Source organism: Citrobacter sp. Cpo142 (genome assembly GCF_030332425.1).
Classification (GTDB): Bacteria; Pseudomonadota; Gammaproteobacteria; order Enterobacterales; family Enterobacteriaceae; genus Citrobacter; species Citrobacter portucalensis.
Map to the genome: position 1 here is coordinate 13457 of NZ_JAOWHW010000045.1, position 19503 is coordinate 32959.

The 19503-nt window shown below is 54.4% G+C and carries 22 protein-coding genes and 1 pseudogene; all 23 read left to right on the top strand.

All coding sequences use genetic code 11. The features are described from left to right. Complete coding sequence (terL, locus tag OGY18_RS02100) at positions 1 to 1650, top strand: phage terminase large subunit (RefSeq protein WP_065944687.1); 1650 nt, start codon at positions 1 to 3, stop codon at positions 1648 to 1650. Between the two features lie 2 nt (positions 1651 to 1652). Next, the gene (locus tag OGY18_RS02105) at positions 1653 to 3221 is read left to right on the top strand and encodes a DUF935 domain-containing protein (protein WP_060570694.1); all 1569 of its coding nucleotides are present in this window, start codon (positions 1653 to 1655) and stop codon (positions 3219 to 3221) included. Then, positions 3208 to 4467: a phage head morphogenesis protein gene (locus OGY18_RS02110; RefSeq protein ID WP_286551514.1), complete on the top strand. Its 1260-nt coding sequence runs from the start codon at positions 3208 to 3210 to the stop codon at positions 4465 to 4467. Before OGY18_RS02105 ends, OGY18_RS02110 begins: the two co-directional genes overlap by 14 nt. Next, positions 4464 to 5006: a phage virion morphogenesis protein gene (locus OGY18_RS02115; protein ID WP_286551516.1), complete on the top strand. Its 543-nt coding sequence runs from the start codon at positions 4464 to 4466 to the stop codon at positions 5004 to 5006. Before OGY18_RS02110 ends, OGY18_RS02115 begins: the two co-directional genes overlap by 4 nt. Before the next feature lie 116 nt (positions 5007 to 5122). Further along, the gene (locus OGY18_RS02120) at positions 5123 to 5332 is read left to right on the top strand and encodes a phage holin (protein WP_039261779.1); all 210 of its coding nucleotides are present in this window, start codon (positions 5123 to 5125) and stop codon (positions 5330 to 5332) included. A 55-nt stretch (positions 5333 to 5387) separates the two neighbouring features. After that, a complete protein-coding gene (locus tag OGY18_RS02125; RefSeq protein WP_286551519.1) occupies positions 5388 to 6503 on the top strand; it encodes a phage protease in 1116 nt (371 codons plus the stop codon). Positions 6504 to 6514: 11 nt separating this feature from the next. Continuing rightward, positions 6515 to 6907 carry a hypothetical protein gene (locus tag OGY18_RS02130; RefSeq protein ID WP_096216679.1) on the top strand — a complete coding sequence of 131 codons (393 nt, stop codon included), beginning with the start codon at positions 6515 to 6517 and terminating at the stop codon, positions 6905 to 6907. A gap of 13 nt (positions 6908 to 6920) precedes the next feature. Beyond that, positions 6921 to 7829, top strand: a complete 909-nt coding sequence (locus OGY18_RS02135) for a Mu-like prophage major head subunit gpT family protein (RefSeq protein WP_021567604.1) — start codon at positions 6921 to 6923, stop codon at positions 7827 to 7829. Continuing rightward, positions 7829 to 8236: an HI1506-related protein gene (locus OGY18_RS02140; RefSeq protein ID WP_021567603.1), complete on the top strand. Its 408-nt coding sequence runs from the start codon at positions 7829 to 7831 to the stop codon at positions 8234 to 8236. Before OGY18_RS02135 ends, OGY18_RS02140 begins: the two co-directional genes overlap by 1 nt. Before the next feature lie 3 nt (positions 8237 to 8239). After that, positions 8240 to 8668: a gp436 family protein gene (locus OGY18_RS02145; protein ID WP_021567602.1), complete on the top strand. Its 429-nt coding sequence runs from the start codon at positions 8240 to 8242 to the stop codon at positions 8666 to 8668. Next, on the top strand, positions 8668 to 9327 hold the full coding sequence (locus OGY18_RS02150) for a DUF1834 family protein (protein ID WP_023311741.1): 660 nt from the start codon (positions 8668 to 8670) through the stop codon (positions 9325 to 9327). Before OGY18_RS02145 ends, OGY18_RS02150 begins: the two co-directional genes overlap by 1 nt. After that, on the top strand, positions 9314 to 9535 hold the full coding sequence (locus tag OGY18_RS02155) for a hypothetical protein (RefSeq protein WP_032663797.1): 222 nt from the start codon (positions 9314 to 9316) through the stop codon (positions 9533 to 9535). The genes OGY18_RS02150 and OGY18_RS02155 overlap by 14 nt, the downstream gene beginning before the upstream one ends. Further along, a complete protein-coding gene (locus OGY18_RS02160; protein WP_286551525.1) occupies positions 9522 to 10940 on the top strand; it encodes a phage tail sheath subtilisin-like domain-containing protein in 1419 nt (472 codons plus the stop codon). The genes OGY18_RS02155 and OGY18_RS02160 overlap by 14 nt, the downstream gene beginning before the upstream one ends. 13 nt (positions 10941 to 10953) lie before the next feature. Beyond that, complete coding sequence (locus tag OGY18_RS02165) at positions 10954 to 11328, top strand: hypothetical protein (protein ID WP_023311695.1); 375 nt, start codon at positions 10954 to 10956, stop codon at positions 11326 to 11328. Beyond that, positions 11329 to 11721, top strand: coding sequence for a hypothetical protein (locus tag OGY18_RS02170; protein ID WP_032663795.1), 393 nt, complete (start codon positions 11329 to 11331; stop codon positions 11719 to 11721). Positions 11722 to 11855: 134 nt separating this feature from the next. Continuing rightward, positions 11856 to 13997 carry a phage tail tape measure protein gene (locus OGY18_RS02175; RefSeq protein WP_286551529.1) on the top strand — a complete coding sequence of 714 codons (2142 nt, stop codon included), beginning with the start codon at positions 11856 to 11858 and terminating at the stop codon, positions 13995 to 13997. After that, entirely contained in the window at positions 13994 to 15325 is a 1332-nt protein-coding gene (locus OGY18_RS02180) for a DNA circularization protein (RefSeq protein ID WP_286551535.1), read from the top strand. The genes OGY18_RS02175 and OGY18_RS02180 overlap by 4 nt, the downstream gene beginning before the upstream one ends. Beyond that, entirely contained in the window at positions 15309 to 16526 is a 1218-nt protein-coding gene (locus OGY18_RS02185) for a phage baseplate assembly protein (protein WP_286551537.1), read from the top strand. Before OGY18_RS02180 ends, OGY18_RS02185 begins: the two co-directional genes overlap by 17 nt. Next, positions 16510 to 17115: a phage baseplate assembly protein V gene (locus OGY18_RS02190; protein WP_106105723.1), complete on the top strand. Its 606-nt coding sequence runs from the start codon at positions 16510 to 16512 to the stop codon at positions 17113 to 17115. The genes OGY18_RS02185 and OGY18_RS02190 overlap by 17 nt, the downstream gene beginning before the upstream one ends. A gap of 89 nt (positions 17116 to 17204) precedes the next feature. Beyond that, on the top strand, positions 17205 to 17555 hold the full coding sequence (locus OGY18_RS02195; RefSeq protein ID WP_286551541.1) for a phage GP46 family protein: 351 nt from the start codon (positions 17205 to 17207) through the stop codon (positions 17553 to 17555). Next, complete coding sequence (locus OGY18_RS02200; RefSeq protein ID WP_122008337.1) at positions 17555 to 18622, top strand: baseplate J/gp47 family protein; 1068 nt, start codon at positions 17555 to 17557, stop codon at positions 18620 to 18622. The genes OGY18_RS02195 and OGY18_RS02200 overlap by 1 nt, the downstream gene beginning before the upstream one ends. Next, the gene (locus tag OGY18_RS02205) at positions 18619 to 19191 is read left to right on the top strand and encodes a YmfQ family protein (RefSeq protein WP_122008336.1); all 573 of its coding nucleotides are present in this window, start codon (positions 18619 to 18621) and stop codon (positions 19189 to 19191) included. Before OGY18_RS02200 ends, OGY18_RS02205 begins: the two co-directional genes overlap by 4 nt. Beyond that, positions 19191 to 19503 (top strand): annotated as a pseudogene (locus OGY18_RS02210) (gp53-like domain-containing protein); the annotation flags it as partial. The gene OGY18_RS02205 and the pseudogene OGY18_RS02210, both read left to right, overlap by 1 nt.

The following is a 19503-nucleotide window of genomic DNA, read 5'->3' on the forward strand; positions in this document are numbered from 1 at the left end:
ATGGCCAGAACTAAGTTATCCAGCAAAGATTTTCTTGCCGAACTGGCGGAACTCTCCGCCAGTCTTCGTCGCACCATTGAAGCGGAAGATGTGGGCTTTGACCCCTCCGCAGCTGCAATTGCTGAACGTCGTGGCCTCGTTGCTGACCCTGTAACGGGGTTTGAATACTTTGTGCAGCATTATTTTCCGCACTATGTCCGCCATGCCGCCCGCAGTGAATTGCATAACTATCTCTATAAGCGCCTGCCTGAAATCATCCAGGCTACGGGAAGCCAGAACGATGCGATAGCGGCTCCGCGTGGTGAAGCCAAATCCACCATCGTGAGTCAGCTTTTTGTCATCTGGTGCATTGTGCTGGCGCTCAAGCATTACCCGGTCATCATTATGGACTCCATCGACCAGGCCTATCCGATGCTGGAGGCGATAAAGGCGGAACTGCAGTTTAACCCCCGCCTGCTTATGGATTTCCCGGAAGCGACGGGCGGTGGCCGCGTCTGGCAGGCCGGGACCATCCTCACCCGCAACGACATTAAGGTTCAGGTCGCCGGTAGTGGCAAAAAGCTGCGTGGTCTGCGCCATGGCCCGTATCGTCCTGACCTGGCTGTGCTCGATGATATCGAGAACGATGAACTGGTGCGTAACCCTGAGCAGCGTGACAAGCTCGATAACTGGCTCAAAAAAACCGTCCTGCCGCTTGGCGGCGCAGGGGCCAAGTTTGATGTGGTGTATATCGGGACAATCCTGCACTACGATTCCGTGCTTTCCCGTACCCTTAAAAATCCGCTATGGACGCGGGCCCGGTTCAAGGCGCTTATCAGCTGGCCGCACAATATGTCGCTGTGGGATAAGTGGGAAGAAATCCTGCGCAACAACGACGAAGATGGTCAGATGCTGGCGCAGGCATACTACCGTGAGCATCAGGCTGAGATGGATGAAGGTGCAGTTGTGTCATGGGCTGCGCGTCCGCTTTATGCCCTGATGCTCATCCGTGCCCGTGATGGCCACAGTACCTTTGATGCGGAATATCAGAACGATCCCGTCAGCGGCGAAGATGCGCCATTTACCGGCTGCATTAACTTCTGGGTCAACCGCCTTAACGAGTGGCGCTTCTATGGCGCATGTGACCCGAGTCTGGGTAAACACGGCAACAGCCGTGACCCTTCTGCGTTACTGGTTGGCGGTTTCAACCGCTTTACCGGCATTCTGGACGTTGTTGAAGCGCGTATCCGAAAGCGTGTGCCGGACAAAATTATCTCTGACGTTATCGAGCTGCAGCGGGAATATAACTGCCTCGTCTGGGCGGTCGAGTCCGTCCAGTTCCAGGAGTTCCTGCGCACCGAACTGGTGAAGCGCTCCGCTGCGATGGGTATCCCCGTTCCTGCCAGAGCCGTCACACCTTCGGTTGATAAGCTCCTGCGCATCGAGTCACTGCAGCCACATATGGCCAACGGCCTGATACGCCTGCACCCTTCGCAGACCACTCTTATCGACCAGCTCCGGCACTTCCCCAAAGCTGACCATGATGACGGGCCTGATGCCCTGCATATGCTCTGGATGCTGGCCGTTTCCGGCGCTGGCAATTTCGAATTTAAAGCTGTTCCCCGCCGTGGCCATAGCGGGGACAGGTTCGGTCCTTCAGGAGGATTTTGATAATGGTTCAGATTCTTGACCAGTATGGTCGCCCGCTTAATAAAGAGGTGCTTAAAGCCCCCCAGACCTCCCGCACGTTCGAGCTGCAGCGCGACTGGCCAACTCACCCCTCACGGGGAATGACCATTGCCCGGCTTCCTCGCCTGCTGGAAGCGGCTGAACGCGGCGACCTGGCGGCTCAGGCTGACCTTTTCGAAGATATGGTTGAGCGGGACGGGCATATCTTTTCTGAAATGGCCAAGCGCAAGAATGCGCTGCTTACTCTGGACTGGAGCATCGAGCCACCGCCGAACGCGACGGCGGAAGAAAAGCAGATCGCCGCGATGGTGGCCAGCTGGTTCGCGGACCTTCAGGAGATGGAAGATATTACCCTGAATGCGGCTGAAGCTATCGGGCATGGCTTTTCCGCTCAGGAGATTGAAAAGTGGGAGCTTGACGGCAATCTGTGGCTGCCTGTCAAAATCAAACTGCGTCCGCATCGCTGGTTCTGTACCACGCCGGAAGCCGGGGACGAGGTGCGTCTTAACACCGGCACGCTGGGTGGAGAAGAACTCTGGCCATTTGGCTGGCTGGTGCATACGCATAACGCCAAGTCAGGCTATATCGCGCAGTCAGGGTTATACCGCGTACTGGTCTGGCCATATCTGTTTAAAAACTACAGCGTGCGCGATCTCGCTGAGTTCCTGGAAATCTACGGGCTGCCACCGCGTATCGGGTCGTATATGTCCGGGGCCAGCCAGGATGAGCAGGATAAACTCATGGAAGCGCTGGTCAGCATCGGTCATAACGCCTCGGGGATCATCCCTGATAACACCAAAATCGAATTTAAGGATGCCGCTGAGGGGCAGTCTGATCCTTTCATGGCGATGATTAACTGGTGCGAACGTACCGAATCAAAGGTCATTCTCGGCGGCACGCTGACGTCACAGGCAGACGGCAAGTCCTCAACAAATGCCCTTGGTAATGTGCATAACGAAGTCCGCCACGATCTGCTGACCGCTGATGCCCGCCAGCTGGAAGGGTTTTATCGTGGCTTCATTCGTATGTTACTGGCCATTAATGGTTATAACGTCAGCCCGCGCCGTCAGCCTCGTCTGGTATTTGATACCCGTGAGCTGGAGAGCATTGAAACCTTCGCCAATGGTGTTTCCGCACTGGTACGCGCCGGGATGGACACTATCCCGACCTCATGGATACACAAAAAGGTCGGGATTCCGGTGCCAAAAGAGAACGAAGCTGTACTGACGCCGCCCGCAACTCCCTCTCCGGTGGGGCTGAGCACCACGCCGGTATTCCGTCATTTCGCGGCACTGAGCACCACGGGCGAGGTTGTTGACCCTGCTCAGGATGCGCTGGACAGCGCCACGTCGCCAGGGGAGAGCATCGCGGTGGCCATGGATAAGCTGATTGCTCCGCTGGTCTCGGCCCTGAGCAAGGGGCAAAGCCCTGATGAGGCACTGGATATCATTGCTGCGAGTTACCCTCAGCTGGATGATACGCAGCTGCAACAGCTGATAAAGCAGGCGCTGTTTGTCAGCGAGGTCTGGGGGCGACTCAATGCCGAAAGCTGATGTTGATCTGGGGTACGCCATCGGGTTAAAGCCCGAAGAAGCGATTGCCTACTTCGAATCGAAGGGCTATGCCACCGGCTTTAACTGGCACGATATTGAGGCCCGCGCCCATGCCACCAGTTTCACCGTGGCGGGCGTCCTTAAACAGGATGTGCTTGAGGATATTCATAAATCGCTTCGCGAGCATATTGTTAACGGCGGCACGCTTCGTGACTTCGAACGGCAGATTACCCCAACGTTGATCCGTAAGGGCTGGCTCGCCGACCGTGCCAGGCTGGTCGCCGATGAAGATGGCGTTCTGGAGGGTAAGCAACTCACGCCACGCCGTCTGCGCACCATCTTTGAAACCAATATGCAGGCGGCCTATGGTGCCGGGCGCTATGCGGAGCAGATGGCCAACGCGGAATTTCGCCCCATATGGGAACGCGTGGCCGTCATGGACATGCACACCCGGCCACTTCACGCCAGACTCAATGGTTTTACTGCCCGCTATGACGATCCTGTATGGCAATTCATGTACCCGCCTGACGGATACCACTGCCGCTGCCGCATTCGTGCCCGAACTCAGGCAGATGCAGACCGCATGGGGATTGAGGTCAAATCATGGGAGCAGGACATTGTCACGGTACAGCAGGCATGGGGACCAAAAGAAACCCGTGACGTTAAGGCGTTACGCTTCAACGGAGAGCTTTACACGCCTGATGCCGGATTCGGGCACAATCCGGGTCAGGGCTGGCTCTCTTCTCTCGGACAGCGCCTCATGGATAAATCTGCAACCACCACGCCCCGGATTGCCTCTCAGGCTATCCATGAAACACTGTCTGAACCTGCTGTTCTGGATGCCGTCAGCGATGATGTGCGTCGCTGGGTCGACACCGTCAGCGTGCGGCAGAAGACCCGAGGCGACCTGAGGCGCGTTGGCGGTATCCAGCCTGAGCTGCTGAATCGCCTCGAAGAGCGTGGTGTTAACGGTGCGATCACATTAAGCATTCACGAAGAGGATGTCCGGCTGGCTCCGGGCCCGATGTGGTCAGAGCTTCCCGTTCTGCTCCGTCAGCCAGCTGGTGTCTGGCTTGATGATGACACTCTGGTGTGGCTCCTCTCCGGGCAGAACGGCACCCGCGCCGTACGTGGTGTGCAGTCTGACGATGGCTGGCGTCTGTCGCTTGTAAACGCCGGTGCCACCGTCACCCCTGCCGATGTGTTATCTGAACGCGCGGCGCAGCTGCTGGAGCTGAAATCATGAGCTACGCCATCAAGTATGACATTGGTGACTTTGAGCGCTCACTCGGTGAACTCATTAAAAAGCTGGAAAACCGCGCCCCCCTGATGCGTGAGATGGCCGCTGCCATGGGGGATGCGGTTGAAGAAAACTTCGCGCAACAGGGGCGGCCCGCGTGGATGGGCTGGAGCCCGGCATATGCCAGTCACCGCCGGGGCGGTAAAATTCTCCAGAAGAGCGGTCGACTGGCAGCGAGTATCACGCAGTACAGCACGAATGATGAGGCGACGGTCGGGACCAATGTGAAATACGCCCGCATTCATCAGGAAGGTGGGGAAATCAGCATTCCGGCCCGCAGCCAGAAAGCCTACTACCGCCAGAACAAGGATGGTTCAGTGGGTAACCGGTTCGTTAAAAAATCCCGTTCCAACTTCGAGCAGTGGAACACTATCGGGGCGTATAAAATTAAGATGCCCGCGCGTCCTTTCCTGCATCTCACCGAAGATGACGTGGAGAAGATGGAGAGTACGGCTGAGCAATATCTGAAACGTATTTTAGACTGAGGGCAAATTCGTCCTGTAAGGCGCTGTGACGCGTTCAGTCTGATTGTGCTAGAGTGATTCGGCCAGAAGGTATTCAGACGTTTTTAAAAGCGGTTTAAAAAGGTCTGGGCTCATAAATGCATTACGGGAGCGAGCAACTGGACACATTCAAAGCTTTCCTTGATTATTTCACCCCGCAGCAGTGGGTTTTCATTGGCATCTTTGGGGGCCTGGTTATAAAGGTTGCTGAGTGGTTCACTGACCGATACTTTGCCCGCCGGCATCAGAAGCGTCAGTCTGCTAAACCTGATAAGCCGACAACCAAAGAAAACGATCCTCAGCAATAATCCACTGAACCTCTTCATCTGAACCTCCCCGCAGTGGTGCCGTATCGTCGGCACCATGAAAAAGACACTCATCGCTTCACTCACCCAGGAAATTAACACCGCCACTCCCGGTGTCATCCAGCTCTTCCCGGCTGGTGAATTCCGCGCCCGAGATGGCCGTCCGACCGAATGTGCCGCCTGGCTGATGACGCGTGAAATCGCCGAGCGGTTGATTGCCGTAGCCGATGCACGCGAGACGCCGTATGTCCTGGACTATGAACATCAGACATTACGCTCAGCCAAAAATGGTCTGCCAGCTCCCGCTGCGGCCTTTTTCAAAAAGCTGGAGTGGCGGGAAGGTGAAGGCCTCTTTGCTGTCGATGTTGAGTGGACCACTGCCGCTGCAGACATGGTGGCAGCAAAAGCATATCGCTTTATTTCCCCCGTATTTTCTTACGACAAAACCGGTCAGGTGCTGGAGTTGCTCAACGCCGCTCTGACCAATACACCAGCGGTCGACGGGATGGAGGAAGTGTTACTTGCTGCCGCCTCCCTGATGGCCGCGCATTTAACCACAGAGGGTCAGACCGAAATGGATGAAGAATTTCTCAACGAGCTACTGAGCAACCTGCGCTGGATGCTCAATCTGCCAACCGCTTCAACGAAAGAAGAGATCCTGGCTGAGCTGCAAAAAATCATCACCATGATTTCCGGTGGCCAGGGGACTGCAGCGGCTTCGGTCAGTCTGCTGGATATCCTGAACCAGAACGCGCAGAGCATCGCCGACCTGTCAGCAAAACTCGACACGCCTGACCCGGCTAAGTGGGTTTCGGTGGAGGTCATGCATTCAGCCGTTCAGCAGGCAACAGAGCGTGCCGGTGCGGGTAATACCGCCGCGCTTGCCACACAGCAGGCTGAAGCGCTGATTACGGTTGCCCTCAGCGACGGTCGTCTGCTTCCGGCACAGCAGGCATGGGCTGCGTCACTGGCGAAATCCGATCCGGCCAGTCTTACCGCCTTTATCGAAAAAGCGCCAAAGATTGCCGCACTGACTACCAGTCAGACGCAGGGGCAACCTCCAGCGGGCCTTACGCCACGCCCGTCTCAGGGTGCTGAAGATGATGCGATTGACCCGGCCATCTGCTCCATGATGGGCAATGACCCGGAAAGCGTCGCGAAATACCTCAAATAAAGGAGAGCGAAATGGATCGTCATACCCCTTATCGCGACGGCCAGCTGTTTGCCGTCCCGGTTGCGGCAGCCACTGAACTCTTTGGCGGCCACATTATTGCGGCCAACGCAGCGGGCTTTGCTGTGCCAGGCAGCGCCACGGCGGCCAATACCACCCTCGGCATCTGTGATGGCTGGGTGGATAACTCTGCCGGTTCCGCCGGTGATGCGAGCGTGCTGGTTCGTCGCGGTAAAGCCTGGTTCCTTGCCAACAGCACTGCAGACCCGGTCACGCAGGCACAGACTGGCAAGGATTGCTACGTGGTGGACAGCCAGACCGTGGCCAAAACCAGTGATACCAACGCCCGCCCGGTCGCAGGAAAGGTACTGGGCCTTGAGAATGATGGCGTCTGGGTTCTGATTTAATAAGGAGAGAACCGTGTTAATTAACGTAAAAAATGTACGTCAGATTTTCATTAATCTGAAAGCGACCTTCCAGAACGCCTTTGATCAGGCTCCGTCCGACTGGCAGAAGATTGCCATGGTGGTGCCGTCGACCGGGAAAGAAAACGACTACAGCTGGCTGAGCCGTTTCCCGAAAATGCGTGAGTGGATTGGCGACAAGGTGGTTAAAGCGCTCGCCGCGTTCAACTACACCATCCGTAACAAAGACTGGGAAGCGACGGTAGAAGTTGAACGTAACGATATCGAAGACGATCAAATCATGGGCTATGCCCTGCAGGCGAAAGGTGCGGGCCAGTCCGCTGCAGAACTGCCTGCCGATATCGTCTTCGCTCTCCTGAGCAAAGGTTTCACCAATCTTTGCTACGACGGTCAGCCCTTCTTTGATACCGACCACCTTTCGGGGGGCAAGTCGGTCTCTAACAAAGGCACGAAAAAGCTTGCCGTTACCTCGCTTGCCGCCGCAAAAGCAAGTTACGGGGCTGCACGAACGGCCATGCGCAGCCTGAAGGATGATGAAGGCGCGTCCCTGAAAATTCGCCCGACCATCCTGGTTGTGCCTCCGGCTCTTGAAGACGATGCCAACTATCTGATGACGGCTGACCGCTTCCCTGACAATACGCCAAACCCATACAAGGGGACGGCTGAAGTTCTGGTTGTCCCGGAGCTGACGTCAGATACCGCCTGGTTCCTTCTGGACACGTCAAAACCCGTGAAGCCCCTGATTTATCAGGAGCGTAAAAAACCGGTCTTTGTCGAGCAGACCGACTACAACGCTGACAACGTCTTTATGCGCAAGAAGTTCATCTTCGGTGCTGAAGCCCGTGCAAATGGTGGCTACGGCTTCTGGCAGATGGCGTATGGCTCCACCGGGGAGGACGCATAATGCCGATTCAAATCACTGCCCGCCGCGATGGCTTTCGCCGTCTCGGCATCGCCCACAGCGCGAATACTGTCACCTGGCCGGATGACCATTTCAGCGACAGCGAACTCCAGATTCTGGAAAACGATCCCAATCTGATTGTGGTTCGTTTGCAGGATGTGCCTGAAAACGCTGGCGACGGCGATGCTGTTTCCGCCCTGACCACCGAGCGTGACGGCCTCAGGGCACGCGTCAGCGAGCTGGAGGCGACGGTTCTGCAGCTCAACCAGGATGGCGACGCGCTTAAGCAGCAGCTTGCCAGTGCAAACGGCACCATCACGGAGCTGGAGACAGTACGTGATGCACTGAGTCAGAAGCTGGATGCGCTGCAGGCCGGTTCGGAAAACACGGACAAAAAGGCCAAGGGGTAAGCCATGTACGCGAACCGGGAGGACATGGTCAGGGCGTTTGGTGAGCGCGAATGCGTGTCGCTCACCGACCGCAACTACACCGGGCAGATTGACGATGATGTGCTGAACGGCGCACTCGTTCAGGCCAGCGCTGAAATCGACGGATATCTCTGCGGTCGCTATCCGGTGCCCTGGGCTGATGAGCCCCGTGTTCTCGTCGGTCGCTGCTGCAACATTGCCCGCTATCTTCTGTGCGGCTCTGAGACCCAGATGACAGCGGAAATCCGCGAGCGGTATGAGGACACCGTTCGTTACCTGGAAAAAGTTGCATCCGGGCGAATCAATCTGGGCCGCACGACGACGGGGGAAGTGGTGAAAAGCGGAACCGGTGCGCGGATGGTGTCGGGTGGTCGCGTCTTCGGACGTGACCAGACTGGCGGAGGAAGTTTCTGATGGTGATTACGGATATTGAAAAAGCCATCGTGGAGCGGCTTCGCAAAGGTATGGGCCGTATGGCTAAGAACGTGCGCTCCTACGGCGGCGAGCTGGACGGCGAGCCTGCGGAGGTACTGCGCCAGCTGCCTGCCGTCTGGGTGACGTTTGGCGGGGTCCAAAAAACCGAGCCATACAGCACAGCACGGCAACGGTTTGTCACGCACGGTCGCTTTGTCGTGGTGGTAGGCGAGCGCAGCCTGCGCAGTGAAGAAGCGGCCCGTATGGGTGGGCCGCACGTACAGGAGGTCGGTACGTACATTCTTGTTGCTGCCGTTCGTCGTCTGCTGTCCGGTCAGGATATGGCGGATACGGGTATCAAAATCGACCCGCTCAGCCCAGGTCGCGTGCGCACGCTCTTCAACACCCAGATAGAGTCTCAGGCATTTTCCGTATTTGCCTGCGAGTTCGACACGAAATGGATTGAGTCAGCGCTGGAGAACGGGCGTTACCCGCTGACGGATGCGCCGGAAGGCCATGTTGATCATATGTTCCAGATTTATGGTGGTGCCACCACCGACGATGACCCGGCATGGCTGAAAACCCGACTCAGTTACGATCTTAAGCAGCCTGATAAAGACAATGCAGCAGAGGACATTATCAGTCATGAGCAAAATTAAAGTAAAAGCCGCCAGTGGGTTGAGCGTGCCGCGCGAAGATAATGCGCGTCGCTACATCACCGATGCGGCCCCCCTTGAGGTGGAGAACACCGCTTATTACCAGCGTCAGGTAATGGCCGGTGATCTGATTATTGTCACGGACAGTGACAAGAACACCAAAAACAAAAACAACGCAGTCAGCACGGAGGTGAACGGTGAGCAGTCCTAATATCAGTTTTGACACTATCGGTACGAACCGCAAGCCAGGTCAGTATATTGAGTTCAACACCCGCCTGGCCGTTCGTACCCTGCCGGGTAACACCCAGAAGGTGCTGATGATTGCGCCAATGCTGGCCTCCGGTTCGTCTGCACCGCTTGTCATTCAGTCTGTTTTCTCTGATGAAGAGGCTGCGACGTACTTTGGCCGTGGCTCACTGGCGCATCTGATGGCCACAGCGGCCATCGGTGCCTACCCCTATCTGCAACTGCAGATCGTCGGGGTCAGCGATGCGGCCACTGCAACAGCCGCGACGGGCAAAGTCACCCTGACCGGCACGGCCTCTTCCAGCGGGAAGCTGAGCGTGACCATTAATGGCACCCGTATTGATGTCGGTATTTCGGCAGCAGATACGGCAGAGACCATTGCGGCAGCGTTGACGGAACTGATTACCCAGAAAGACGGGTTGCCAGTGACGGCGACGGCAAACGCGGGGGAAGTGACCCTGAACTGCCGCCATAAAGGGGCGGTTGGTAACGACATTATTGTCTCTTCCGCCGTGACGGCAGCGGGTATCACAGCAGCGGCGACCACTCTTGCAGGCGGCAATGTTGATCCAGATATTACACCAGCGCTGGCAGCGGCGTTCTCTGCAGGTCATAACATTATTGTTTGCCCGTTCTCCACCCAGGAGGCGATGACGGCACTGCGTAACCATCTGACAAACGTCAGCAATGCGATGGAGCAGCGCGGCGCAATCGGCGTGGGTGGCTGGCGCAAGTCGCTTTCCACCGGCATTGCACTGGCAGCCTCACTGAATGACGGGCGTATCACGCTGGGCTGGCATAGCGGTTCGGTAAAAACCCCGGCGCAGATTGCCGCTGCCTATGCCGCAGTTATCGCCAGTGAAGAAGACCCGGCCCGCCCGCTGAACACCCTTGCGATGAGCACGCTGGATGTGACTGCAGTGGAAAGTCAGCCAGGGCGAACCGAGCAGGAGAACGCCCTGCGCAATGGTCTTACCCCGTTTGAGATTGGCCCCGGTGACAAAGTTCAGATCGTTCGCGCGATCAGCACCTATACCAAAAACGCCCAGGGCGTGGATGATGTGGCTCTGCTGGATATCACCACTATCCGGACGCTGGACTATGTGCGCAAGGCCTGCCGTGAACGTATCGCTCTGCGATTCCCGCGCGACAAGATCAGCTCAAGGACGCCACCAAAGGTGCGCAGCGAACTGCTTGATGTGCTTTACAAGCTGGAGGAGCTGGAGATTGTCGAGGAGGTGGATGCCAACAAAGACGGTCTTATTGTAGAGCGCGATCTACAGGATGTTAACCAGCTGAACGGTCGCATTCCTGCGGATGTTGTGAATGGCCTGCACGTCTTTGCCGGTCGAATTGATTTGCTGCTCTGAGGGGTAAACCAGAATGGCTCTTGAAGAATATGTTGGCGCGATCGTCATGGAAGTCGACGGCCAGGAAATTGAAGTGACTGACCTCAAGGAAGATGTGACCACCGGGCGTAAGCTTGTGAAGACGATGAACAAAACGGGCCGCGCCAAAGGTTTCTCCCGTGGCATCGAAGAGATCCAGCTGACCGTTACGGTGGTCATCCCGGAATCCGGCGACCTGAACTGGGGCGGTATTGAAGGTGCGAAAATCACCCAGTATCCACTCAACAGCAGCGGTAAACGTGTTTCTTACCTGGACTGCTTCAGCACTCAGGCCGGGGCTCAGTATACCGTCGATAACGAAGCGAAGCGCGATATCACCATGAATGCACTTCGTCGGGTGGAGGAATAAATGGAAAAGCAGCAGCTTTTATATGGCGTTAAATACGGTGATAAAGTCCATTTTGACTTTGCCGTCAGGCTGCCTGTGGTGAGCGATACCATTGAAGCGCTGCGGGCAACCGATGAAGCCTGCGGCACTACCGAAGGCGCAGCCGCAAACATGTATTACCGCGTTGCGGTAATGGCGTGTGCGATTACTTCCCTCGGAGACGTGCCAAAGGAAGAAATCACGGCGGAGCTGCTCCTTAACGAGCTGAATGATGATGATTTCGATCTCATCGATGCTCAGATTGAAGCCATTAAAAAAAAGCGGATGGATTTGAACAAAAGCTCACCGGCTACCGAACCCTCGTCCTCGCCCTCGGACGATACGGGATCAGTGAACAACAAATCGGAAGCATGACCCGAACGGAACTCGACGGCTACACCGAAGCGCTTGCCCGGTTACATGGAAAGAAAACCGGGCAAACCACCACCCGCACAACCCGCACTGTCAAATCGCAACGCCGGAAGAAAGTCGGCAAACGGAGATAGTCCATGGCGCGTAACTTACAACTGGCGCTGCAGCTGCTTGCCCGTGATACCGGCTCCAAAGTGCTTAAGCAGGCACTGCAGGGTATCAGCCGTGATACCAAAGCGGCGCAAAAGACCGATGATGAGCTGGCGAAATCCCGTCAGCAGAACTCAACCACAGCGATTCGTGCCTCCCGTTCTCTGATTGAGGAATACCGTCGCGCCAGTTCGGCGCGAGCAACTCTTGGCATTCGCTCAGAGCGCGAAATACAGCGCGAAATACAGCAGACCATGGCGGCCTATAATCGCCTTACCCGCACAGGTATGCTGTCCGCAAATGAGCAGAACCGGGCTTTCAGGGCCATGACTGACAGGGTCAAGATGCTTCGAGCTGAGCTTGGCGGTGTGAATGACTCAATGACGCGCATGCAGCGATTCCGCGCTGCAGGTTCAACCGTGGCAGCAGTAGCCGGTGGGTTAACCGCTGCGGGTATGATTATAAAAGACCCGGTTCAGCGTCAGATGGCTTACGAACGGCGTAATGCTGAGATTGCAAATACCGCTTATAACAATCTCTCCGCACCAGACCGTATTAAGAAAATACCTGAGATCAATAATGCAATCCGTGGGGCTGTCCGTTATGGCGGTGGAACGCCAGAGGCCGCACAGGAAACCATTAATTCACTTTTCGCAGGTGGTCTTGATGATAAAACGGCATTAAAAATATTGCCTGATATTACTCGTTACGCTACTGCTTCAGGCGCAAATCCGAATGACCTTGCGCGTATTGCTATTGGTGCAATTAAGAACTTTGATATAAAGGCTGAGGATTTACCAGCGGTATTTGATAAAACCATCAGGTCTGGTGAGAACGGTAAATATGAACTCGCTGATATGGCTGGCTCATTACCATTAACCATGACAAAAGCAAACTCTGTAGGTATGTCAGGGTTAAAAGATTTGGATGTCATTCTCGCGATGTTACAGGCTAACGCTGAAACAGCAGGTGATAATAGCGCTGCATCAACAAACGTTAATAACTTGCTTGATAAATACACCAGTGCTGACACTCAGAATGCGTTAAAAAATAAAAGATTCAGGACTAAAGACGGGAGGATGCTTGCCTATGCTGATTATATGGCTGACCAGCGACTTTCAGGAGTGAATACTTCTGATGCATTCACTAATGCTGTATCAGGTATTGTTTCAGCAGACCCACGAGTTAAGAAATTACGGGCTCAGGCTACCAAATTCAAAGGGACGGACAAGGAGAAAGACATTCTTGCCTCACTGGATATTATTGTTTCCTCCATTACGTCAAAAATAGTTGCTGACCAGCAGGCCAGTACTGCACTAAAAACAAGCATAATGAAAAAAGACTTCATTAAGGAGCAAATTTCAGGAACACGTGATTCTGTCGGTGCTGGTGCAGCCTCATATGAGGTTATGTCGTCAACAAATGATTTTAAGTCACAACAATTTGAGTCAGAGAAAATTTTTTCTGAACAGGACGCAATGAAACCTGTTGCCGATTTATACGGTGATTTGACGTCAAAACTCACCGATTACGCTAAAGAATATCCTGAGCTAACCACGGCTATTTCTGGTGCCACCACAGGTATTAAAGCCATGACTGCAGCGGCGGTAGCTTTTGCAGGGCTAAACTTCCTGACTGGTGGGGGAATAAAAATGCCAGGCTCTCCAGGCGGTGGAGTGCCGACTGCAGGGGGATCTGCTCTTGGGCGTGCCTGGTCCGTTATTCGTGGCGTAGCTGGCAAGGTATTAGCCCCACTGGCCCTCTATCAGGGTATGCAGGATGCGCCACTTGTTCATGTTGAGCGAGGTGATGCTGATGCACGTGCGCGGCTTAAGGTTGACAACTATTCCAGTGAGTCAGCACGCATGCTGGATGCAGTAAAAGCCCGCCCCGGATTGCTGGATGTCGTGGATGAGGTCAAATCATGGTGGAGTTCTCCGGCCACGATGGGGCAAAACACACCAGCAACAACAGGCGTGCCGTCTTATCTTTTGCCCCAACAGCAACAAAAATCACAACCCATTAACCTCACCACAAAGCTGATACTGGACGGTCGTGAAATTGCATCAGCGGTCAATGAATACAACGGCGAACAATCCGTTCGCGGCTCAACAGGAGGTCCACAGTGAGCTGGGAAGATTCATTACAGGATGCCTCATTCAGGGGCGTCCGCTTTGATGTGGTTAATACCCGTGACAGCGCCAGCCGCGACATTGCGACGTATGAGTATCCCTATGTCGACGGTGGCGATGTTGATGACCTTGGCCGCAAGCCTCGTAACCTGAGAATGACGGTCCTTTTCTGGGGTGACGATTACGATGTGCGACTGCAGGCGTTTCTGGCCGCGCTGGATTCTCGCGGCAGCGCAGAGTTAATCCACCCGGTTTTCGGCTCCATGACGGGCATGCAGTGCATTGAGTATCAGGCATCGCATGAAGCGGAGAACGTTGATTACTGCGTTGTCGAAGTGGTCTTTATACAGGGTGGACTTAATCTGCCTTTCTTTGGCAGTGATTTCCCGCTGTCGAAGGCCGATATCATTTTCAACCAGGCGCAATCCGCTCTGGAGAAAGCCCAGACGGCCATCGACAATATTCTTTCGCCTCTGCGTACTGCGAAAAAGTGGATGAAGAAAGCGAAATCGTTGGCAACCACGACGCTGAATATGGTGACCGTGCTTAAGGGGGAACTGACGGGATTTGTCAGTACCACCTCGGATTTTGTTAATTATCCGAAAGCGTTCATGAATGACCTGCAGAGTGCGCTGAGCCTGACGTCGCTTCAGTCCAAATCAAGTGTCAGTAACAACCCAGGAAGCTATTCACAGTCCTCAGACGTTTCCGGTACAGCGGGCATAGTGATGGCCGACTGGAAGAATGGCCGTAACAATCTGCAGGATGTGGCCGCATTACCTCAGCAGATAGTGACAGGGCAAAAGACTGTTGCTGTTGCTGTTCCGGCAGGCTCATCAACCTCGGATATTACTGAGCTGGTAACGGCGGTAAAAATCCAGGTTGCAATCCAGCTGGCGCTTGATGCTTCCGACATACTCAGTGACAGCAGCATCAGCGATATTCTGTCTCCTGTCGATATTGAGCAGATCACCAACGACACCAGGACGGCCATTCAGACGGCAATCGACCAGACGCGGGACACCTTTGCTGCCGATACGCAAAACGTGAGCGCCGGTGAAACACCGGGTGGCGTGACATGGCAACCCGTGGTTGAAAGCCTCAAGGATATCGCCCTGACCGTTCAGGAGCTGGGCGCAGCGGTTATTACCAGCAGACCGCCACTGACGACGCGAGTGATATTGTCCGACACCAACCTGCATTTGCTGGCTCACCTGTGGTACGAGGACTACACCCGCTCCGCCGAGCTGCTGCGCCTTAATCCGACACTACGTAATCCTAACAACATCAAAGCCGGTGACGTTCTGAATGCCTACTCAAGATAAAGATTCGCAGAATACGGTGAGCCTGGTTATTGATGGCAAAATCCACAGTGCATGGAGCCGCTATCAGATTGACTCCGATTTTCTGATCCCCTCCGATGCCTGGAGCGTAACGCTTGGTCTGCCAGACGGTATTTTCCCTGCGGCCATTAAACGAGGTGTGTCGGTACTGGTCAGGGTGGGTAATGATGTGGTGATGTCCGGTCGGGTGGATGTGGTTCAGCGCCGCGTATCCCGTCAGCAGGTCTCTTTATCGCTTTCCGGCCGCGATGGCGCTGCCGTGCTTGTTGACTGCGCTTCACCCGTTTTTACCTCCCGTCAGCTCAGTCTTGAAGAAGTGATCGCCCAGGTCGTCAGGCCGCTGGGGGTAACGAACATCCGCATTGAGGCTGAGTCATCCCTGCGTAATGACAAGGTCAGCGTTGAACCCGGAGAGCGTGCGTGGGATACGCTTGAGCGAGCAGCTGCTGCACGCGGGTTATGGCCATGGTTTGAGCCAGATGGCACGCTGGTCATTGGTGGGCCGGACTACACAAAAGACCCGGTGGCCACGCTGATTCTTAATCGTGACGGTCGGGGAAATAATATCCTCGATCTCAGTGACCGGTCATCCATTACCGGGGCGTTCTCTGAACTGACAATGCTGGCACAGGGACACGGGCAGGGGAAAAAATCCGGGAAGCTTGATGTTATTGACGTTGACGGTCAGAGTGCTGACGCAGAAGACGACGATGATGCCGATGATATTTATGACAGCACCGGCTCTGCAGAGAATGGCTTTCATGGCTTACGCAGCACCGTTCGGGACAGTACCGTACCATTTTACCGTCCGCAAATTATGGTTGCCGGTGATGCTGATAACCAGGCGCAGGTTGATTATCGCGCGAGAAAGGCCATGGCTGACGCCCGTCTGAGCGGATTTGATCTGACAGCTACTGTTAAAGGCCATCGCATGGAGAACGGTCAGTTATGGCAACCGGGCCAGCGTATCCGTGTCCGAAGCGAGCCACACGGCATTGATGACATTTACTTCCTCATGGGAAGAGAGTTTTCAGGTGGATGGCCAGACAACACCATTACCACCCTGCGTCTCAAAGAGGATGGAATATGGATACCGGACGCTTATCCGAAAAAACGGAAATCACGTAAACGCCGCGCCAAGGTAAATAAAGAACTGGAGATTATCGATGTGGAACAAAATTGATTCTCGTATTAACACGGCGTTAAACCGTATAAGACAGGCCTTCAGGGGCGTTTTAATAAGGGTTAACAGCGGCGGTGATATTCAGACCATTCAGGGTAAAGGTCTGGCTACGGAGTCCCTGCAGGATGTGGAGATGTTCCAGCAGTACGGTTTTACATCCAACCCGCCCAGGGGGACTAAAGCCATTATGCTCCCGCTTAACGGGCGCACCAGTCATAGCGTGGTGATTGCCACGGAACACGCTTCATACAGGCTAAAGAGCCTGAAAAGTGGTGAGCTTGCCATTTATTCGGATGAAGGCAGCAACATTATCCTGAAGCGCGGGAAAATTATTGAAGTGAACTGTGATGAATATATTGTTAATACTAAAAAACATACCGTGAATACCGAAGAGCATATTGTTAATACCAGAACGTATAAAACGACAGCCTCAGAGCGGGCAGATTTTGATACGCCATTGCTGAAAGGCAGTAATGAAGTTGCTGACGGTAAATCTACGCTGAACATCATGCGCGAGACTTATGACGGTCACGACCACAACCACGGCGGCGATGCAGGCACAACGCAGAAACCTAATCAGCCAATGTAATTTGTGGTAACGTAAGTTCACCTTCAAAAGCAATACCCACTGAACCCCTTCACCGATAATTTAAATTTCCATGCCGATAGTATTACGGCATGGAAATGTTGATTGATCCAACGACCGGCGATTATACCGGCGACAGCTCAGACACTTTAGCTAATGCCGTCTATTTACGGCTGATGACACCCCTTGGCTCATGGTGGGCTGAGCCAACTCTGGGCTCTCTTTTACATACACTGCGCCGCGAAAAGGATGTGTCCCGCGTTCAGAAACTCGCGGTGCAGTATTCGCAGCAGGCCCTGCAGCCGATTATTGATGACGGTCGCGCCCGGTCCATTTCCATTACTGCAGAGCACTGGCAAAAAGGCTGGATGCAACTTCATATCATCGTCACGTCCGCGAGCGGAACGCCGCAGACCTGGAAATTTCCGGTTAAGGTCAGCTGATGCCATTCATTACCAAAAATGCTGCGCAAATTCGCACAGACATTCTGCGGGATATCAAAAATCTCCTGCAGTTGTCTGATGACAAGCTGGGGCCTGACAGCGACTGGTATGTCCGGGCGTCAAGTGTGGCCAGCGTTGCCGAGGGGCTTTATCAGCATCAGGGATGGATAGTCCGTCAGATATTCCCGGATACAGCTGATTCGGAATTTCTCTATCTGCATGCCCGTTTACGTGGTTTAAGCAAAAAAGCGGCCAACAGCGCCTCAGGGCCCGCCACATTTACCGGCGAACCGGGAGCCTTAGCCGCTGCCGGTCTTGTGTTCAAACGCGACAGTGTTTCGTGGACAACAACCGAAGATATTACTATCGGGCCGGATGGAAAAGCATCCGTAAATGCCATGTCTTCACTGTCAGGGACTACGGGTAACACCACCTCAGTGACCTCCGCAACACTGACCACAACACCTGACGGGTTTGACAGCACAGTGACCGTAGGTCTGATGACTGGCGGTACGGATGAGGAAACTGATGCGGAGCTGCTTGCCCGTCTGCTTGAAATCATTCGCCGACCTCCTGCAGGCGGTAATAAATATGATTACAAACGCTGGGCACTGGAAGTATCCGGCGTATCTGCAGCATATGTTTATCCGTTGCGTCGGGGGCTGGGCACTGTTGATGTTGTTATTACGTCTGCAGGCGGGCTGCCTTCTCAGGATGTGATCGACAGGACGCAGGCTCACATTGACGATGTTCGGCCTGTTACAGCAAAAAACACGCTGGTACTCATGCCTGTCATCCGTACATTTGACGTACTCGTGAAGGTATCACTGGAGGGCATCACCCTCGCAGCTGCCAAACAGGCTATCGCCGGAACGCTGGAGGACGATGACTCGCGCCGTGAGCCGGGAGTGGCTTTTATTCGCAGCCAGGCGGGGACATTGATTTCTCTCATTCCTGGTATTACCGACTATGACATCGTTACACCATCCGCAAATATTCAGCCTGTAATCGATGCCACGAAAGTCGAATGGCTTAGATTAGGAAATGTGGAGGTAGAGCTGCTATGAGCTACTTCACGCTGTTAAATCGTCTGCTGCCACTCGTTTCGTACAGTCCGGGCCAGCCTCTGCTTGATGCATCATTGCGATCTGAATCAGGTGTTTTTGAGACTCTCGATGCGTCTGCAGGGCTTGTCGAAGGTGGCGTTACTCCATTTTATGCCCGCAGCCTTTTATCTGACTGGGAGCGCGTTCTTGACCTTACTCCTGCTGAAGGTGCCACATACCAGCAACGCCAGCAGCGTGTTCTGGCTAAACTGGCCGAGGTCGGCGGCCTCAGTATTCCGTACTTTACTCAGTTGGCCAGTAACCTTGGCTACATCATCACAATTGATGAACCGCAACCGTTCAGGGCGGGAGTTAACCGCGCCGGTGATCGCCTCTGGGTTGAAGACATTATCTGGGTCTGGCGCGTCAATATTCAGAACTCAGGAACACAATCCTATCGCTTTCGCTCAGGCAGTTCTGCTGCAGGTGAGCGTCTGACTACCTTTGGTGATCCGGTTATTGAAGAAGTCTTCCGCGATCTCAAACCAGCTCATACATTTTGCTACTTCGCATATCAGGAGAATGAATAATGCGGCCCTTAATGCCACCGGTGCAGACGCCGGATAATCTTTTCCATGATGGTAATCCGCTCACGGGTGAGCTGGGGACCATTGTTGATGCCGAGCATCTGAATAACGTGCAGGGGGCTGTCAGAGATGCGCAGTCGGAGCTTATTACTGTCCTGACCGCTGCCGGTATTAACGTTGATCCAACAAAACAAAATCAGCTGTTAACTGCACTTAAAGCCCTTTTACTGAGCCGTTCAAATCCTTTTGGTGATATTAAGTCTGATGGTGCAGCCGCGATTGCTACCGCTCTCACAAACCTTGGTTTGGGAGAAG

Excerpts from the sequence above, each read along its gene's own strand:
- OGY18_RS02185 (WP_286551537.1), top strand. The coding sequence starts at position 15,309 with ATGCCTACTCAAGATAAAGATTCGCAGAATACGGTGAGCCTGGTTATT.
- OGY18_RS02165 (WP_023311695.1), top strand. The coding sequence starts at position 10,954 with ATGGCTCTTGAAGAATATGTTGGCGCGATCGTCATGGAAGTCGACGGC.
- OGY18_RS02175 (WP_286551529.1), top strand. The coding sequence starts at position 11,856 with ATGGCGCGTAACTTACAACTGGCGCTGCAGCTGCTTGCCCGTGATACC.
- OGY18_RS02190 (WP_106105723.1), top strand. The coding sequence starts at position 16,510 with ATGTGGAACAAAATTGATTCTCGTATTAACACGGCGTTAAACCGTATA.
- OGY18_RS02140 (WP_021567603.1), top strand. The coding sequence starts at position 7,829 with ATGCCGATTCAAATCACTGCCCGCCGCGATGGCTTTCGCCGTCTCGGC.
- OGY18_RS02145 (WP_021567602.1), top strand. The coding sequence starts at position 8,240 with ATGTACGCGAACCGGGAGGACATGGTCAGGGCGTTTGGTGAGCGCGAA.
- OGY18_RS02150 (WP_023311741.1), top strand. The coding sequence starts at position 8,668 with ATGGTGATTACGGATATTGAAAAAGCCATCGTGGAGCGGCTTCGCAAA.
- OGY18_RS02155 (WP_032663797.1), top strand. The coding sequence starts at position 9,314 with ATGAGCAAAATTAAAGTAAAAGCCGCCAGTGGGTTGAGCGTGCCGCGC.
- OGY18_RS02105 (WP_060570694.1), top strand. The coding sequence starts at position 1,653 with ATGGTTCAGATTCTTGACCAGTATGGTCGCCCGCTTAATAAAGAGGTG.
- OGY18_RS02205 (WP_122008336.1), top strand. The coding sequence starts at position 18,619 with ATGAGCTACTTCACGCTGTTAAATCGTCTGCTGCCACTCGTTTCGTAC.
- OGY18_RS02200 (WP_122008337.1), top strand. The coding sequence starts at position 17,555 with ATGCCATTCATTACCAAAAATGCTGCGCAAATTCGCACAGACATTCTG.
- OGY18_RS02115 (WP_286551516.1), top strand. The coding sequence starts at position 4,464 with ATGAGCTACGCCATCAAGTATGACATTGGTGACTTTGAGCGCTCACTC.
- OGY18_RS02195 (WP_286551541.1), top strand. The coding sequence starts at position 17,205 with ATGGAAATGTTGATTGATCCAACGACCGGCGATTATACCGGCGACAGC.
- OGY18_RS02125 (WP_286551519.1), top strand. The coding sequence starts at position 5,388 with ATGAAAAAGACACTCATCGCTTCACTCACCCAGGAAATTAACACCGCC.
- OGY18_RS02110 (WP_286551514.1), top strand. The coding sequence starts at position 3,208 with ATGCCGAAAGCTGATGTTGATCTGGGGTACGCCATCGGGTTAAAGCCC.
- OGY18_RS02120 (WP_039261779.1), top strand. The coding sequence starts at position 5,123 with ATGCATTACGGGAGCGAGCAACTGGACACATTCAAAGCTTTCCTTGAT.
- OGY18_RS02130 (WP_096216679.1), top strand. The coding sequence starts at position 6,515 with ATGGATCGTCATACCCCTTATCGCGACGGCCAGCTGTTTGCCGTCCCG.
- OGY18_RS02170 (WP_032663795.1), top strand. The coding sequence starts at position 11,329 with ATGGAAAAGCAGCAGCTTTTATATGGCGTTAAATACGGTGATAAAGTC.
- terL (WP_065944687.1), top strand. The coding sequence starts at position 1 with ATGGCCAGAACTAAGTTATCCAGCAAAGATTTTCTTGCCGAACTGGCG.